General features: G+C 69.9%; 14 protein-coding genes. 6 read left to right on the top strand and 8 right to left on the bottom strand.

The annotated features are described in order from the left end of the window. Nucleotides 1-12: 12 nt before the first annotated feature. The 5 genes from ABD830_RS34240 to ABD830_RS34220 are packed head-to-tail and all read right to left on the bottom strand — an operon-like array spanning nucleotide 13 to nucleotide 2,998. The gene (locus tag ABD830_RS34240) at nucleotides 13-444 is read right to left on the bottom strand and encodes a hypothetical protein (RefSeq protein ID WP_344996990.1); all 432 of its coding nucleotides are present in this window, start codon (nucleotides 442-444) and stop codon (nucleotides 13-15) included. Then, on the bottom strand, nucleotides 441-1,892 hold the full coding sequence (locus ABD830_RS34235; RefSeq protein ID WP_344996987.1) for a WXG100 family type VII secretion target: 1,452 nt from the start codon (nucleotides 1,890-1,892) through the stop codon (nucleotides 441-443). The genes ABD830_RS34240 and ABD830_RS34235 overlap by 4 nt, the downstream gene beginning before the upstream one ends. Then, the gene (locus ABD830_RS34230) at nucleotides 1,892-2,254 is read right to left on the bottom strand and encodes a hypothetical protein (RefSeq protein WP_344996984.1); all 363 of its coding nucleotides are present in this window, start codon (nucleotides 2,252-2,254) and stop codon (nucleotides 1,892-1,894) included. Before ABD830_RS34230 ends, ABD830_RS34235 begins: the two co-directional genes overlap by 1 nt. A 46-nt stretch (nucleotides 2,255-2,300) precedes the next feature. After that, entirely contained in the window at nucleotides 2,301-2,612 is a 312-nt protein-coding gene (locus tag ABD830_RS34225; RefSeq protein ID WP_344996981.1) for a WXG100 family type VII secretion target, read from the bottom strand. 50 nt (nucleotides 2,613-2,662) lie between these two features. Further along, a complete protein-coding gene (locus ABD830_RS34220; RefSeq protein ID WP_344996978.1) occupies nucleotides 2,663-2,998 on the bottom strand; it encodes a WXG100 family type VII secretion target in 336 nt (111 codons plus the stop codon). Between the two features lie 256 nt (nucleotides 2,999-3,254). Between ABD830_RS34220 and ABD830_RS34215 the strand changes: the two genes are divergently transcribed. Together ABD830_RS34215 and ABD830_RS34210 are read left to right on the top strand one after the other, a co-directional pair. Next, nucleotides 3,255-4,331: a hypothetical protein gene (locus tag ABD830_RS34215; RefSeq protein ID WP_344996975.1), complete on the top strand. Its 1,077-nt coding sequence runs from the start codon at nucleotides 3,255-3,257 to the stop codon at nucleotides 4,329-4,331. Nucleotides 4,332-4,338: 7 nt separating this feature from the next. Further along, nucleotides 4,339-5,160: a hypothetical protein gene (locus ABD830_RS34210; RefSeq protein ID WP_344996972.1), complete on the top strand. Its 822-nt coding sequence runs from the start codon at nucleotides 4,339-4,341 to the stop codon at nucleotides 5,158-5,160. Nucleotides 5,161-5,169: 9 nt separating this feature from the next. Here ABD830_RS34210 and eccB read toward each other — a convergent pair whose 3' ends face one another. Both eccB and ABD830_RS34200 read right to left on the bottom strand, forming a co-directional pair. Then, nucleotides 5,170-6,585, bottom strand: a complete 1,416-nt coding sequence (gene eccB, locus ABD830_RS34205) for a type VII secretion protein EccB (RefSeq protein ID WP_344996969.1) — start codon at nucleotides 6,583-6,585, stop codon at nucleotides 5,170-5,172. A gap of 93 nt (nucleotides 6,586-6,678) precedes the next feature. Next, nucleotides 6,679-8,100, bottom strand: coding sequence for an alpha/beta hydrolase family protein (locus ABD830_RS34200; RefSeq protein ID WP_344996966.1), 1,422 nt, complete (start codon nucleotides 8,098-8,100; stop codon nucleotides 6,679-6,681). A 79-nt stretch (nucleotides 8,101-8,179) separates the two neighbouring features. Here ABD830_RS34200 and ABD830_RS34195 point away from each other — a divergent pair, with 79 nt between their 5' ends. Then, a complete protein-coding gene (locus ABD830_RS34195; protein WP_344996963.1) occupies nucleotides 8,180-8,764 on the top strand; it encodes an ArsR/SmtB family transcription factor in 585 nt (194 codons plus the stop codon). 9 nt (nucleotides 8,765-8,773) lie between these two features. On the opposite strand, the gene ABD830_RS34190 is transcribed toward ABD830_RS34195, so the two are convergent. After that, complete coding sequence (locus ABD830_RS34190) at nucleotides 8,774-13,396, bottom strand: FtsK/SpoIIIE domain-containing protein (protein WP_344996960.1); 4,623 nt, start codon at nucleotides 13,394-13,396, stop codon at nucleotides 8,774-8,776. Nucleotides 13,397-13,707: 311 nt separating this feature from the next. Here ABD830_RS34190 and ABD830_RS34185 point away from each other — a divergent pair, with 311 nt between their 5' ends. Genes ABD830_RS34185 through ABD830_RS34175 form a run of 3 tightly spaced genes read left to right on the top strand, consistent with a single transcriptional unit; the run spans nucleotide 13,708 to nucleotide 16,389 of the window. Continuing rightward, nucleotides 13,708-14,379, top strand: a complete 672-nt coding sequence (locus tag ABD830_RS34185; RefSeq protein WP_344996957.1) for a hypothetical protein — start codon at nucleotides 13,708-13,710, stop codon at nucleotides 14,377-14,379. A 1-nt stretch (nucleotide 14,380) separates the two neighbouring features. Continuing rightward, nucleotides 14,381-15,097 (top strand): hypothetical protein, encoded by a 717-nt coding sequence (locus tag ABD830_RS34180; protein ID WP_344996954.1) that lies wholly within the window; start codon nucleotides 14,381-14,383, stop codon nucleotides 15,095-15,097. Next, complete coding sequence (locus ABD830_RS34175; protein ID WP_344996951.1) at nucleotides 15,094-16,389, top strand: TadA family conjugal transfer-associated ATPase; 1,296 nt, start codon at nucleotides 15,094-15,096, stop codon at nucleotides 16,387-16,389. The genes ABD830_RS34180 and ABD830_RS34175 overlap by 4 nt, the downstream gene beginning before the upstream one ends.

Genomic DNA, 16,389 nt, shown 5'->3' with positions numbered 1-16,389 from the left:
CCTCGCCGCTCATCACGCGCTGCTGTCCGCGTGACCCTTCTCATAGTTGTCGATGGCTTTCTCCACCGCGTCCGCCCACTTCTCCACGTACGTCACGAGCTCGCTGTAGCTGCCGCCGAACACGTCGTACGCCCGGGAGATGTTCTGTCCGAAATAGTCGGCCACCTCCCACTTGCCGGTCTCATCGGGTCCGACTCCACCCATGCCGGCCACCTCGCCGACCGTGCCAGGTCCGCTGTAGGTGGCGCTCATCGACGGGGAAGGGCGCGCACCGGGGTCGGTGAGCAGCCCCTGAACCTGCTTGCGTACCCGGGAGACGATCGCGCGCACCTCGTGATGATCGACGTACGGCCCGCCTCCGTCGTCCCCGGTGAGCCCGGGGAAGTTCGGAGCCAGTTTGAGATCGGGTGGGGGGCTGCCACCACGATCAACCGGAAGACTCATGCCTTGCCTTTCGATTCACCGCGGATGTGGGAGTTCGTGGTCGGCTCGTCGCTGCGGAAATAGTCTTCGTCGTCCCACACGTACGTTCTCCGCTCCTGCTCCCGCTCTTCCTCACGATTCCGCGCTCCGGACAGCGGCAACCCCTGGAGCAGGGGGGACCCGTTGCCCAAGCCGCGCAGGCCGGCCGCGGCCGCGGTGTTGCCCTGGCTCGCGATGCCGAAGCCGCCTCCTCCTCCGCCGTACGGGTGGCCGATGCCGGTGGTGTCGCCGGGCGGGTTGGTGACGGTGGTGGTGGGGGTGGTGGTGTGGAACTGGGACGGGTCGGGAATCCCGGCCAGCGACGTTTTCGGGCTGCCCGTGTTCGGAACCTGGGAGCTGTCTGGGTTCGCGTTCGCGTTCGGATTCGCGTTGGCGTTGGCGTTGGCGTCAGGGACGGAGGGAGCGTTCATGCCGGGAGCGTTGACGTCCTGGCCGTTCGTCCCGTCCGCACCGACACCTGCGCCTGCCCCGATGTCCGAGCCGTCGGGGAACGTGCTCACCGGGCTCGTCTTGTCGAGGCCGGGGATCTTGTGCGCGTTCGGGTCGAACAGGCCGTCCTGGCCGGGCTTGAACCCGTCAAGGCCGGGGTCGCCCGGGTTGTACGGCTGGTTGAAGCCTGCGGGCACGGCGCCGTTGAACCCGTTGCCACCGTTGTACGGCGAGTTGGGAAGGTGCGGGGCGAGGTCCCCGAACTGGGGGATCTCGGTCCTGAGCTCGGCGGGGAACGCGTCGTTGTCCGCCTTGGTGGCCTCGGTGAGGAGCCGGATGTGCTCCTTCGCCGCCTTCCTGTCCTTCTCCTCCTTGGAGTCACCGATGAGGTTCTGGAAGGGGCCATCGGTGAAGAGCGAGGAGACGCCGCCGGCGATCGTACCCACGACGGCTCCGATCACCGCTCCGGGCGCGGCGCCGACACCGGCGAACAGAGAGCCGACGAGGCCGCCACCCGCGGCCCCTGCCGCCCCTCCCTGGAAGGCGCCCTCCAGGAATGAGACATCCCGGTCGGGGGCCTCGGGCAGGTTCTTGCCGCTGAAGGCCGCCAGCGTGTGGGCGTGCAGGAGGAGGGCGGGGGCGACGCCGGACGGGTTGGTGGGGCACTGTTTGGCGTTGACGGGCGTGTCGCTGATCGTGGTGGACACGTCCGCGGCAGCCTTGCGCAGCCTGCGCATCGAGGACTTGACCGTCTTGGCGTCCTCACCCGCCGTCCAGTGCTTGTCCAGCTCCTTGAGGTGCTTGTCGAGCACCTCAACCAGATTGTCGAGGCGCTGTTTGGCGCTGAGGAGCTCACCCGCCGCGCTGCGCAGCAGCTCGGGCTTGTTCTTCGACAGGGTGTCCCCGAGCACCTTGAGCGTCGCGCCGTCGAACTCCGAGGTGTCGATCGTTTGCCTGATCGTTCCCTGGTACTCGGCCATCAGATCTTCGCCTGCCCGGAACGCCCCTCGCTGTCGTGCTCCTCGCGGTCGTAGTTGTCCATCGCCTGCTTGAGGAGGTGGCGGACGCTCTGCACCTGCCTGACCACGTTGTCGTAGGAGCTGGTGACGTGGGCGATGCCGTTGTTGGCGCTCGACTGGAACCCGGTGGCCGCCGGCCAGAAGCCGCTCAACGCCTCGGGGTCGTTGCGCAGCTGGCCTACCGGTCCCGTCTCCTTGAAGGCGGACGTGGCTTCGTCGCCTTTCTTGAGATCGGGGTTCAGGAGCACGAGGGCCTCTTCCAGGTCGGTCCTGGCGGTCTTGATCGCTCTCCTGCTGAGATCTACTCCACGGTCCGCGCCCATGCTCCCCCTTCGCTGTCAGGGCCGGCGGTATCGCCCTCCGCCTGCGTTACTTTCCGTCGAAGATCTGGGAGTTGATCTTCTCGACCTGCTGCATGTTCAGGTTCGTGATGTTGATGTTCTTCTTCATCAGGTCGATGAACTGCGACATGTCCCTGGCCTCACGCTTCCAGAGCTCACGGACCTCGTCGAAGACGGTCTTCGTCTGGCCCTGCCAGATTGCGCTCTTGGTCAGCAGGTCCCGCTCCAGGTTGTCCAGGGTGGTGACCATGTCGTTGAACGCCCTGGCGAAGGCGTCCTCACCCTCGCCGAGGCCGGCGAAGTTGACCTTTGTGATATCGAATGTGTCTTTCGCGGGCACAGCGGCCTCCCCTTGCTGCTAGCTGGTCCTTGTCACTGGTACGGCGCTGGTCAGCGCGTCAGCGGCCCGGCGTTGATCAGGTTGGCGATCTGGTTGATGGCCTCGGTCCGCTCCTGGTTGAAGGAGGCGTAGTTCGTGTTGCTCGTCCCGATGTTCTCGGCCAGACGGCGCAGGCTGCCGAGGACGACGTCCATGCGCTCGTGCCACTTCCTGTGCACGGCGTCGAACGCGGCCTCGGACTGGCCGACCCAGTGGTGCTTGAGTGAGACGCCGGCCTGGTCCAGGTTCAGCTGGATGCCGCGCAGGCGCTCGGCCGCGTCCTCGATGAGGGTGATCGCGGCCTTGAGATCGGCTTCACTTACTTGAGTCTGCGGTTCTGCCCCCACAGAGTCCCTCCCTTGCTAGTCGGCTGACTCCAGCCGACAGCTGATGTCGGCCTATTTGGTCACATTAGTGAACATCGGTCCCTAGGGTCGCACGTGATCGAGTTAATTTTCCACATCTTCGGGATGGATCGTGGACCTATTACCGGGATACAGGGGTTTGGGGCCTTGCTCCGGATGGGTGTCGAGCGCCCGTATTGCCTGTACGGGCCAGACGTGGCTGGCGTAACCTATGGGACCGACGCGACAAGGGGGGCATGTGTCCAACTCATCCTCGTCCAGCGACCCGTTCGCGGGCCTCGTCGGCGCCGGCGGTCTCGGCAGCACCGACCCGAAGTCCGTCGACCGCAACTTCAAGATGCGGCACTCCAGCGTCAGGACGCTGGGGACGAACGTGGCGAGCTACGGCCAGGACCTCACGCACCTGAGCGAGAAGACCCGGGCCATCGATATGCACACGCTGACGTTCGGCGTGTTCGGCGGCGGTCTCAACGTCACCCACCGCTCGGCGCGCGACGCCGCGGCCGACGCCCTGAAGCAGGGCAGGGAGGTGCTCGAGTCGTGGAAGCAGGCGCTCAAGACCGCGGCCGACAACACCGAGACGGCCGAGGAGGCCAGCAAGGCCGCGAAGAAGGGCAGCCAGAACAGCTCCTTCAAGACGCCGAAGTTCAACAACACCGGTTTCGGCGACCCGAGCAAGCTCGGCAAGATGCCGTCGAATGCCGGTCTGGGCAACCTCGGCAAGAACGGCATCGACCCCGATGACTTCAAGGTCGACAAGCCGTCGCCGGACGACCTGAAGCAGCCGGACATTCCGCAGCCCGACGTGAAGCAGCCGGAGCAGCCCGACATCCCGCAGCCCAACGTGGACCAGCCCGATCTCCAGCAGCCGAACCTGGAGCAGCCGAATCTGCAGCAGCCGAATCTGCAGCAGCCGGATCTGCAGCAGCCGGATCTGACCACCCCTAACCTGAACCAGCCCAAGACCGATCTGCAGAGCGTTGACCCCCATCTGCCCACTTCCACCGCACCGCAGATCCGCACTCCTGACATCTCCCAGATCGACCCGCGCGCCGCCATTCCACGCACGACGGTCAGCTACCCCGAAAGCAACGTCGGGGGTCCCGCCGCTGGTACGGCGGGTGTCGGCGCACCGGGGAGCATCGCACGTGCTCTGAACACGGGGACGCCGATTTACCCACCGGGCGGCATGGGCGGCGCGGCGGGCAGCAAGGACGACAAGGACCGCGAGCGCGGCCCGCACGTGGGTGAGGAAGAGGGCGTGTGGGGAGCGGACGAGGACGCCACTCCGGCGGTGCTCGGCAAGGAGGTATGAGGGAGCGATGGCGCCCTACGAAGAAGCTCAAGAATGGATGCTCCAGGCGAAGCTGATCGCGTCAGGGGCGACATACGTGCTCCCGTACGCGGCTCCGCTCGTAGGGATGTTGTTGATGGCCGTCGGGGACTCGGCGGAACAACATCGGGCGGCTCAGCAGTGGCTCAACGAAACCCCGGTCGATGCGGGGCCGAAATACGGTCCGACGGCGAAGACCGCTCCGGCGGTGCACGCGAGCGGCGTCAGCGACCTGGCCTATCTGCGTAACGAGTTGCAGCGGCTGAGCAGGCAGATCGGTGAGTCCGAGGAGTGGCTGGGGCGCGCGTACGACTCGTTCCTGGAGAAGGTCAAAGAGCTCGATGCCAATCTGCAGAAGCTCGACAACAACAGGACCGCGTGCGGGAACACCCTCAAGTGCTCGGCCGCCGTGTACTTCGCGCTGACGATGTTCTTCTACGCCATCGCCGTCATTTTGGCGGGGCTGGCCGCTTGGGTGGTTTACATGCGGTCGACGGCGATCGGTCTGGGTGTGGAGCCACAGGCGATCAGCCAGGTGGTGAAACTGCACGAGACCGTTTCCAAGGTGGTCCAGCAGCACTCGCGTGGCGTCATAAAAGCCAGCGCGATCATCGCAGCCGCAGGCGTGGCTCTCAACCAGATCGCCAAGGATCTTCCGTTCGTGGACCCCGTGAAGGTCGAGAAGCCGAAGATGCTGGAGGCGAAGGCCATGTGGGACTCCGCGAAGTTGGACATCATCGACGACCCGCAGAGCGGTCTCGACACCGGCCAGTTCAAGCAGCCCTCGATCATGCCTGAGGTCGGCTGGTGATCGGCGCCCTTACCGGCCGCTGACGGTCAACGGCGCCCTGGCCGCGACCGGGTCGAGCGCCGGTCCCTGCGGGATCGCGTGCATGATGCTCGCCGGCACGGGCGCGATGTCCGCGGCGTCGTAGCCGAGCTTCGCCAGCACGTCGGCCGACGGGATCGGATAACGCACCCCCTGGTCGGTGATCAGCGACAGCGTGCTCGCCGCCGCGTTCAGCTGGCCCTCGCCGGGCAGCACCCCGGCCACCACGGCGCTGCCCGGCGGGAGCAGCACCTGGTCGTAGCGGTCCTGTACGCCTGAGCTCGACGGCGTCGGAATCGCGATCCTGCTGCCGACCGTGATGTTCGTCACGACCGAGCCGGACGCCGTGTTCGGATACACGGTGCACAGCGGTGCCGAACCGGACACGTTGATCACCTTGGGCATGGTGGTGGGCAGGCTGGTGTCCATGACGTTCTGGCGCGAGGGCGAGGCGTTGGCCGACGCGGCGTCGATCTGGATGGCCTGCACCGGGCGGTTGCCGTACGCCGTCTTGCTGGCCGGGTCCTCCAGCAGCAGCCTGGCCTGGACAGCGGAGATGGGCGCCAAGCCGTCGTTGAGCAGCACATACCACCGCGCCGCCGTGCCGGGCATAGCCGGGACCGTGAACACCTGTCCCACCACCGCCGCGACCTTGCCGTTGGCCCGCACCTTTCTGCCCCGGTTCGCGATGTTCGGTCCCCTGAAGTCGTGTCCGGCCGGCAGCGCGTTCAGCCAGGCCACCGGCACCTTCCTGGGCTGGGCGTTGAGCGCCCGGACGCCGTGCTCGTTGACGCGCATGCGACGATTGCCCCAGATCAACCAGTTCTGCTGCCCGTCGGAGACCACCATCGCGTCCACGCCCACGGGCCTGCCTCCGACGTCGGTCCCGCCGACCAGCGTCGTGTACGGCTTGCGCCCCCCGACGCCGTCGGGCCCTTCCGTCACGCACACCGACCACGGCGCCTTGACCAGCTTCTTCTTCTCCGGCAGTGAGTCCGGCGCCCCGGAGATCCCGATGAGCGGCCCCCTCGCGAACTCGGCGAGCGAGGCGGCCGTCACGCTCCGGGTGGTGACCTGCCCGGCGTCCAACACCAGTCTCGCCGACACGTAGTTCGCCACGGGCAGCAGCCGCTGCTGCTGCTGGCTGTAGACGAATGTGGCGCCGCTCTCCTCCTCGACCAGCAACTGCCCTGGGTCGGTCAACTTGGTGGCGTTCCCCGGCCGCACGAGCCCCCAGATCCCGAACACGGCCAGCACAAGGACCCCGACCAGGATCCCACCGAACGTGGCCACGTTCTGGCGCCGCATGGGAGACTCCGGGACGTCGGGCTCGGCCTGCAAGAGCGCCATGCCGAGCCGCTGCTGCATCAAGCGGTGAGCTTGATAGAGGTCCTTCTTGGTCTGCACAGCGCCTCCCCGCGGCTCAGAATCCGCGCATCAGCATAAAGGCCGTACCGCCCCACCGGCCCCAATCACCCCATTTCTTCAAACCCGCCAGGCTCAAGGTTGGAGCAGACCCCAGTACAGGGCCCACGGTAGGAACACCGCGGCTCCGGCGAGGAGAATCCCCAGACGCGTCCGCTCGCCGCGCCCGGCCACCCGCCGCAGCCTCAGCGCCGTCATGGCGGCGGCCACGAGCGTCACGACCGCGATCGCCTGCAACGCCACCCAGACCAGCGGCCTGCCCGCCACCAGCGGCCCCGGAGCCGCCAGCTTGCCGCCCGTCATGATCGCGTAGAACAGGTAGGAGAACCCGCCGAGCACCGTCACGAGTCCGCCCGCGCTGACCCACCGCGCCGCCTTGACGGGCGGTACACCGGCCCGGCGCCTGACCCGTCGCACCAGGGCGACCACGGGATACCCCGCGAACGCGACCAGGAACAGCACCAGCGCCGCGGCATGAACGCCGGCCGACTCCCACCACGCGACCGGCGGCACCGCCACCGAGTCGTCCGCCTGGACCGGCGCGGGCCCCGTCACCTGCGCGACCGGCGCCCGTCCCGAGGTCGCCTGTCCCACCCAGTCGCCGACCAGGTCCGCATAGCCGGGAGCGAGCTCGGGCAGCCGCGTGACCCCGCCGTCGGGCGTCCGGTGGGCAGCGTGATCGGCATCCGCGAAGAACCGGAACGTGTAGTGCCGGTTCCCGCCTCTCTCGAGGGCCCTGGCGAAGATGGGAGGCGTCTCCCGGGGAGGCGTCAGCAGGTCGTGCACGCCCCAGAGCCCCAGCACGGGCTGCCGCACGCTCGCGATGACCGGCTCAGGTTCGTAGTAGGACTCGGGGAACATCCCGCCGTCCGCGATCACCCGGTACAGGGTGGGCTCGGCCCGGTCGACGAACGACCCCCGCACTCCCGCCTTCCGCAGCCCGGCCGCCACCGCCCAGGTCTGCTGGCGCAGCGGGTGCAGCGCGTTGGCGCCGACGACGATCACGAAGGAGATGTCAGCGGAGCGCGACGCCGCGAGCGGCGCCACCCATCCGCCCTCGCTGAGCCCCCAGATGCCGACTTTCGACGGATCGACCCCGGCCTGCCGCCGGAGCGTCCCCACGGCTCCCAGCGCGTCGTCGGCCAGCTGCGAGTAGGACCGGTGGAACAGCGAGTACCCCTCGGAGCGCTTGTCGTAGACCAGCACCGACATCCCCTGCCGGGCGAACGCCACCGCCTCGGCCAGCAGCTTGTCCCGCTTAGTCCCGGTGCCGGCGCCGTGCACCAGCACGACGCCGGCTCGTCCGCTCCGGGCCCGTACCGGACTGATCACGCTTCCGTGCAGCTGTAGCCCGCCGCTGCCACGGAAGCTCACCTCGCTCGCCTTCAGATCGTCGGGCAAGGCCATCGGCGCGTCCCGAGCTGGACCGACGGCCAGGGCGGCGGTAGGGGCGAGCGCCAAGAGGAGGGCGGTGAGGACCGCGAGAATCGTTCGCATATCGCCGAACTTACTCTGCAGAGAGTTCTCGGCAAACAGAAGTCTGCAGATATCGTTCTGGAGGACTACCCTCCTCCTCATGAAGGACGAGGAGCCGAGACCGGAAGCCGACGAGCCGTTCATCCTCGACGATCCGGGCCGGCTCAAGGCCCTGGCCCATCCGATGCGCCGCCGCATGCTGACCCACCTCAACATCCACGGCCCCGCCACCTCGACCACCCTCGGGGAGCTGCTCGGCGCCAAGACCGGCACGACGAGCTACCATCTCCGGCAGCTCGAGAAGTACGGCTTCATCGAGGAGATCCCCGAGCGCTCGTCCGGCCGCGAACGCTGGTGGCGCCGCGCCCCCACCCCCAGAGACATGCGCGTCCCCACCCCCGATCAGCTGCCGCCGGAGGACCGCGCGGTCCTGGCCGAGTTCCACCGGATCGGCTTCGAGGAGGACCGCGCCCTGATGGAACGCTTCCCCGCCGCCTACCGCGCCGACCCCGACTGGGCCAAGGGCTCCAGGGGCCTGGCCCGCATGACGAAGGAGGAGCTGAACGCGTTCTACGACGAGTACGTCGCCCTGCTGCTCAGGCACAGCCACACAGCAGAGGACGCCCCACCGGACGCCCGCCCCGTGTACGTCCGCTTCTTCACCCTCCCAGCCGACGAGTCCTGAGCCGCGCGCTCAGCCGTCGCCGGGAAGAGCCGCCTGGATGGGGGTGATGGTGCCCGTCCGCACCAGGAAACCCCGCCCGGACGGACCGCCGACGGTCCCGCGCGGCAGGCGGATGGAGAAGAGGTCGCCGTCGGCCTGGCTCTGGACCGCCAGGAGCACGCCGGTGCGCGACTTGCGCGTCTCGGCCACGAAGCCCCGGTACGCGACCGCCAGATCCCCTGTCGCCCCGGCGATCAGCAGTCCATGATCGCCGTCCCTGCCCGACCTGAGCACCTCCTCCAGCGCCGTCCCCAGCGGGCCGTCCGCGTTGACCAGCTCGGCATCGTCCACCAGCACGACGTACTGCCGCAGCTCGGCGACCAGCTCGGCCAGGTTCGTGGCGTTGCCGTCCAGCACGGCCACGGCCCCGTCCAGGTCCCGCAGCGGGCTGCGCCGGGGCGCGACGGCGATGACGGGCGTTCCCCGGGCGATCAGCGAATGAGCGGCCGTCAGCAGGACCGACGATCGGCCGGAGCGGGACGGGCCGGCGATCACGGCGCCGGGCCCGTGGGCCAGCAGGTCGAGCCCGAGCGGCGCGAGGGCGTCCCCTCCTGCGCCGACCAGCGTCCACAGAGGGGACGGGGGCGTGAACGCGGGGTCGAGGGCGAGCGCCTGGGACGCCGTGATGCGCATCGGAAGCGCGTCCACCCGCAACGGCGGCTCCCCTTCCCGGCGCCGGCCCCCCTTGCCGGAGTCCGGCGCGCCGGCGGCACGGGACAGCGACTGGAGGGCCGCCACCTGTGCCGGGCCGGACGGATCGGGGGAGAGCAGGGCGATGTGGTGCTCGACGATGCCGTGCTCGCCCATCGAAAGGGCCCGGCCGGGCGGCATCGAGGAGGGGAGGCCCTTGAGGGGGAAGCCCGCCAGGCCGTAGTCGGCGGGGTCAGAGAGGCGGAGGAGCAGGCGGTCGTCGAAGACCGTCGAGACCTGGCCGAGCAGGCCGGAACGGTCGCTGGTGACCACGGCCCGCAGCCCTACCGCGGGGCCTTCGCGCAGGAGCTGGAGCAGCGCCTCGATCAGGCGGCCGTAGTCGTAGCCCTCGAAGGCGGCGACGAAGCCCTCCCAGCGGTCCAGCATGAACACCAGCCAGGGCAGGCGGTGCCCGGCCTGGCGGTATTCGGCCAGGGAGGCGTGCCCGGCTTCGGCCAGGAGCTGCTGGCGGCGGCCCACCTCGGCACGGAGACGGGTGAGCAGGCGCTCCACCCGGTCGAGCTGGTCACGGGTCACGACGGCGCCGCAGTGCGGCATCGCCACCAGCGGCAGGAGCGCGCCCGAGCCGCAGTCGACCGCGTGGACGTGCACGTCCTCAGGGGAGGCATGGGCCGCGATGGAGCCCGCGATCGTGCGCAGCGCCGTCGATCTGCCGGACCGGGCGGCGCCCGCTATGAGCAGGTGACCTCCGTGAACGAGGTCGAGCGCCAGAGGGTGCCGGTCCTGCGCCCACGGCCGGTCGGTCAGGCCGAACGGCAGCGGCGTCACCTCTCCCGACGCGGACCCTGCCGGGGCCTGGCGGTCCTGGACGAACTGCGTGGGGAGCGGATCCAGCCAGGGGCTGGGCTGCACGGGGACGCCGGCCAGGCGGGTGGCTTCGATGAGGGCGTCGGCGACCAGCGTGAGGTCGGTCGCCGTCGAGTCCTCCTCCGGCTCCGGGGCCGGCGGCAGCGGCCTGCCCAAAGAGCGCCAGGTCACCTCGAGCACCCGGACATGGGCGCTCGGCCCCGCGAACGGCCCGCTTGGAGAGGCCGCTCGTGCGGGGCTGCGGCCCCCTACCCTCGCCGTCTGTACGGCGGTCGCCGCCCCCACTCCGGAACGCACGTAGCAGCGGCCGGGCGTCGACTTGGAGATGTGGGCGGCGTCGGGCAGGTCGATGACGTCGGCCGACTCGGCGGGCTCGGTCACCCGCAGCGCGACGCGCAACGACGTGTTGGCCTGGATGTCGGCCGTGACCACGCCCGCGGGCCGCTGGGTGGCCAGGATGAGGTGGATGCCCAGCGAGCGGCCCCGTCGGGCGATGTCGACCAGGCCCGTGACGAAGTCGGGCAGCTCGGCCACGAGGGCGGCGAACTCGTCGATGATCAGCACCAGGCGCGGCATCCCCGGCCCCGTGTAGTCGTCGATGTCCTTGGCCCCTGCCGCCAGCAGCAGGCGCTCCCTCCGCCGGATCTCGGCGGCCAGCGAGTCGAGCGCGCGCTGCGTCAGGTGGCCGTCGAGGTCGCTGACCATGCCGACCGTGTGCGGCAGGCGTACGCACTCCTTGAAGGCGGCGCCGCCCTTGTAGTCGATCAGCACGAATGTGAGCTGGTCCGGCCGGTTGGCCACCGCCAGTGCGCAGATCAGCGTCTGCAGCAGCTCCGACTTGCCCGCGCCCGTGGTGCCCGCGATCAGCCCGTGGGGGCCGTCGAGCTTGAGGTCCACCGAGAACGGGCCGTCCGGCCCGACGCCGATCAGCGCCTGCGTGGAGCCGTGCTCGCGCCACTGGGCGGCCAACTCCCGGCCGGTCGGGTCGGGCATGCCCATCAGGTCGAGCAGGCGGACGGCGTCAGGGAGGTTGCCCGACAGGTCGTCCCTGCTCACGTCGCGGATCGGGGACAGGGCTCTGGCGAGGCGGTCGCACCAGGTGGGGGAGACGAGGTCGGCCAGGACGGGCCCGATGACGTCGAGGCCGCCGCCGCGCAGGCGGACGAGGCCGTCGCCGCCGCACGCGGCCACGGTCTGGCACTCCTCGGGCAGCAGGCGCTGGTCGTCGTCGATGGCGAGCGTGAACACCCCGGAACGCGGGCCCTGGCGCAGCACCTGCGGCATGTTGGGCAGGCCGCGCAGGACCTGGGCGCCGTCGAGGATCACGAGCACGTCGTACGGGCGCACGTCGTACGAGGAGTACGTGGGCTGCTCCGGACCGCCCAGATCGTCCCAGCCGGTGGGGATCTTGCCGAGCTCGGGGATCGAGGTGTTCTGGCGTTCGTCGATGAGGGCGGCGAGCTCGGACACGCGGCGGGCGGCCGACTCGGGATCGGTGCCGACCAGCGCCACGCACTCCTCGCCGGCGCGCGGTGCGCAGTGCGGCAGCCAGCGCGTCCAGCCCCAGCGGCGCTCGCCGTCGGCGTGCGCGGACACGACCACGATGGCCAGGTCGCGCGGGCTGTGCAGGGTCGCCGCCTGGGCGATCAGCCAGCTCGCGAGGCCGGCCGCCTCCGTACGCGGGCCCGTGACACCTGCCACGCCCAGCCTGCGCATGGGCAGCGCCACGGGCACGGAGCGGCAGATGGGCGGGTCGATGGGGCCGCCCTGCTCCTCCGACAGCTCCAGGTCGGCGGGCAGGTCGGCGAGCCCCACCCGGAGCCTGAGCGAGTCGGAGTCGTGGATCCTGCGCTCCCACAGTCGCCGGCGCGGCCCCGTGGCCGTGAGCAGCACCTGAGCGGGGTCGGGCGCGTCCGATCTGCGCGCCGCCTCGTCCGCCGCCCGCGCCCGCTCGACGTCGTCGTCGTACGCCTGGAGCTGCTCCGCGTACTCCTTGATCGCCTTCTTGTGCTGCTTCTTCCCGTGGCGGCGGTCGCTCCACCATTGGCCGATCATGATCACGGGGGTCATGAGGGCGACGAGCAGGTAGTACCACTGCTTCAGGGCGAACGCCAGCGTCAGGCCGAGCACGGCGGGCAGCAGGGCGGCGAGCAGCTGAAGGCGCAGCCCCTCGTTCCTGGACGGCTCCTTCGGCCTGACGAACTTGCGCTCCGGCTCGGGGCGCCGGAGCCTGGGCGGGCGGTTGTAGGAGACGCCGCCCTCGCTCCTCGGCGCCAGGTGCGCGTCCCTGGGCTCGATCGACGTCAGCACGAACACCGACGAACCGCAGGTCAGCACCGCCTGATCGGGCCACTCCGCGCGTTCGGTGAGCGGCCGGCCGTCGAGCTCCGGCACCTCGCCGTAGTCGGCGGCCAGCTCGGCCGCCTCCCGCTCCGCGACGCGGGCCGTGTACTCGGCGACCTCCTCGGCCCACCTGCCCTTGAGCTTGAGCTTCGGCGCCTCGTCCGGCGGGAGCCACGCGCGCTCGACCGTGATCGCCTCCGGTGTCACGCGTACGGTCACCGCCTCCGGGGCGAGCGCCGGGTCGGCGGTGGACATGGCGCACATCGGGTCGGAGCCGATGACGTGGACACCCAGCCCCAGCCTGTGCACGGTGCCGGCCGCCGGACCGCCCACCACGCGTACCTCGGCCACCCCGCCCGGCTCCTCGATGACGGTGGCGCGGGCCAGCTCCGGCTCCAGGGTGACCTTGTCGCCGTCGCGCAGCACGGCGACGGCGGGGGCGCGGGGATCGAGCGGGCGGCCGTCGCGCCACAGCACCGGCGCCGCCCCGGGAGGACCCGCCGTCGCCGCGGCGGCACGCTCCGGCCGCCGGGGGCGCGGCACGCGGGCGCCCATGTCGCCGGGGGCCGACATACCGTAAGGCGCCCGCGCTCCGGTCAGGCGGACGACCTGTGCCAGCGGCCCCCGGTCGCTGAGCGCCCCGCTCACCGCCGCCACTGTGGCGCCGTCGTCACCGTCGATCACGACGTCACGGTCGCCCTGCCCGCCGAGCACGGTGAGCATGATCCGCATGGTGTCGTCTCCTCGCTCGGACCTCGGGCGCCCAAAGGTAGCGCCCGGAACGGGCCCGGGCCCGCTGGTTGACGGCAATGGCATGGCAGGCGCCAAACGCTGTGAATATTGTGACAATCGTTGTTCAAGTGACGGCTAGCCGGAAATATCACCATCCGTCAACTCGATAGAAAGAGCCGGCATCGATTGTTTCGCGTCGGCATACCGTCACCTGCGAAACAAGCATGGGTCCTCGCATTCCGCCCACGAGCGCACGCCCGGCCCCACATAATGGCGGGGAATTCCACCATTCAATTGGGAGCCCCCCACCCATGAGGACCAGTGAAAAGCCTGCCGTCAACGCGGCGGCGGGGTTGTCCGGCCCGGCCTCGCGCAAGCTCCCCGTGCCCCCTCGAGAACGCAAGCCGGCCCTGGCGGCCCTGGCCGTTCTCCTCATACTCGGCGGCGCGCTGGCCACGACCCTGCTCGTGCTGCGCAGCGGCGACCGGGTCTCCGCCATCCGCGTCACGCAGCAGATCGGCGCAGGTCAGAAGTTCACCGAGCAGGCGCTCGAAGAAGTCAAGATCGCGGCGGACAGCGGTGTCGACTACGTGAGCTGGTCGCAGCGCGCCCAGGTGACCAACAGCTTCGCGGCCGTCACGATCCTTCCCGGCACCTTGCTGACGAACAAGATGGGCGTCAGGGCGAGCACCGAGCTGGGCCAGGGAAAGGCGACCATCGGATTGTCCCTCAAGCCAGGACAAATGCCTTCTGGAGTGCAGCCGGGTGACCGCGTCCAGGTGATATACGTGCCGAGCCGTTCCAGTCAGGGACAAACACGCGTACTCGCGGAAAGCGCGCTCGTCTTCTCGGTCGGCGACAAGTCCCGGACGGGAAATTCCGGTCAGATCACCGTGGTCGTGGATGCGACGGCGTCGCCGGAATTGGTGGGGTTCGCCTCCAGCGGGGAGATCGCCGTGGCCGAGCTACCGGGGGCACGCTGACGTGGCGCTGATCGTACTGGCCGCCGACAAGGGCGCGCCGGGTGTGACCACTGCGGCGACGGCCCTGGCGGCGGTCTGGCCGCGTCCCGTGCTGCTGGCCGAATGCGACCCCGCGGGCGGCGACCTCGCCTACCGGCTCCCGGCCGTGGACGGCGGCGTGCTCAACCCCGGCAAGGGGCTGCTCACGCTCGGCGCCACGGCGCGGCGCGGGCTGGAGCCCGCCCAGATCCATCAGCACACCCAGAAGATCGTCGGAGGGCTCGACGTGCTGGTCGGGCTGACGCACAGCGAGCAGGCCGCCGGGCTCACCTGGCTGTGGGGGCCGCTGGGCAGGTCGCTCGCCGCCATCCCGGACGCCGACGTGATCGCCGACTGCGGCCGGCTCGGCGCGAGCCCGCAGCTCGGCGACCTGATCGCCGAGGCCGAGCAGGTCGTGCTGCTCACCAGGGCCACCCTCGACCACGTCGCCCACCTGCGCGAACGCCTCCAGATCACCAAGGCGCACGGCGTCGCCGTGATCGCCGACCCGCGTAACTACCGCGCCTCCATCGAGGACGTACGCAGGATCGTCGGCCCGGTCGTCCCGTCCGTGTACGGCCTGGCGCACGACCCCAAGGGCGCCGAGCTGCTGCGCGGCCAGTGGGGCGGCCGCCTCGACCGCTCGCTCCTCATCCGTACGGCACGCGACCTGGCGGCGAGGCTGGTGAGCCACCGATGATCGACCACTCGCTCGTCAAGCGCTTCCGCCAGGAGGTCGGCGACCGCCTGGCCCACCAGCGCCGGCTCGATCAGGCCAACGGCCTGCCTCCGATGACGGGGGAGGACGAGCGCCAGTTCGCCAGGGCGCTGATCTCCCAGGTGCTCGAGGAGCACGCCCGCAACGAGATCGGCCTGGGCCGCACGCCGCCCACAGTCGAGGAGGAAGAGGCGCTCGCGGCCGGGATCCACGCCGCGCTGTTCGGCGTGGGCAGGCTGCAGCCGCTGCTCGATGACCCCGAGGTCGAGAACATCGACATCAACGGCTGCGACAGGGTGTTCGTGAGCTACGCCGACGGCCAGGAGGTCATGCACGACCCGGTCGCCGAGTCCGATGACGAGCTGATCGAGCTCATCCAGATCCTGGCGGCGTACTCCGGCCTGTCGAGCAGGCCGTTCGACACCGCGAACCCGCAGCTCGACCTGCGCCTCCCCGACGGCTCCCGGCTGAGCGCCGTCATGGACGTCACCGTCAGGCCGGCGGTCTCGATCCGGCGCGCCCGCCTCGGCAAGGTCTTCCTGTCCGACTTAGCAGGCAACGGCACGATAAGTCGGGACATCGCGAGGTTCTTGACGGCCGCCGTCGCCGCCCGCAAGAACATCATGATCGCCGGATCCACCAACGCCGGCAAGACCACCCTGCTCAGAGCCCTGGCCAACGAGATCCAGCCCAGCGAGCGCCTCATCACCGTCGAACGTGCCCTGGAGCTGGGCCTCGACCAGTTCCCCGAGCTCCACCCCAACGTCGTCGCCTTCGAGCAGCGCCTGCCCAACTCCGAGGGCCAGGGCGAGATCTCCATGGCCGAGCTGGTCAGGCGCTCCCTCCGTATGAACCCCAGCCGCGTCATCGTCGGCGAGGTCCTCGGCGACGAGATCGTCACCATGCTCAACGCGATGACCCAGGGCAACGACGGCTCCCTGTCGACCATCCACGCCAACTCCAGCATGGAGGTCTTCAACCGCATCTCCACCTACGCCCTGCAGGCCAGCGAACGCCTCCCCATCGACGCCACCCACATGCTCATCGCGGGCGCCATCGACTTCGTCGTCTTCATCACGAAGCGCAACGACTACAACGTCGGCGGCACCCTGCGCCGCTACGTCTCCAGCATCCGCGAGGTCAACGGCTGCGACGGCCGCGTCCTGTCGAGCGAGGTGTTCGTGCCGGGCCCCGACGGCACCGCCGTCCCGCACGCCCCGGTCTCCTGCCTGGAAGAGCTCGCCGCCCACGGCTACACACCAGGGGGGTGGTGA

It is taken from the genome of Nonomuraea helvata (genome assembly GCF_039535785.1).
In the GTDB taxonomy this organism is placed as follows: domain Bacteria; phylum Actinomycetota; class Actinomycetes; order Streptosporangiales; family Streptosporangiaceae; genus Nonomuraea; species Nonomuraea helvata.
This window is presented reverse-complemented; position numbering and strand designations above follow the sequence as displayed.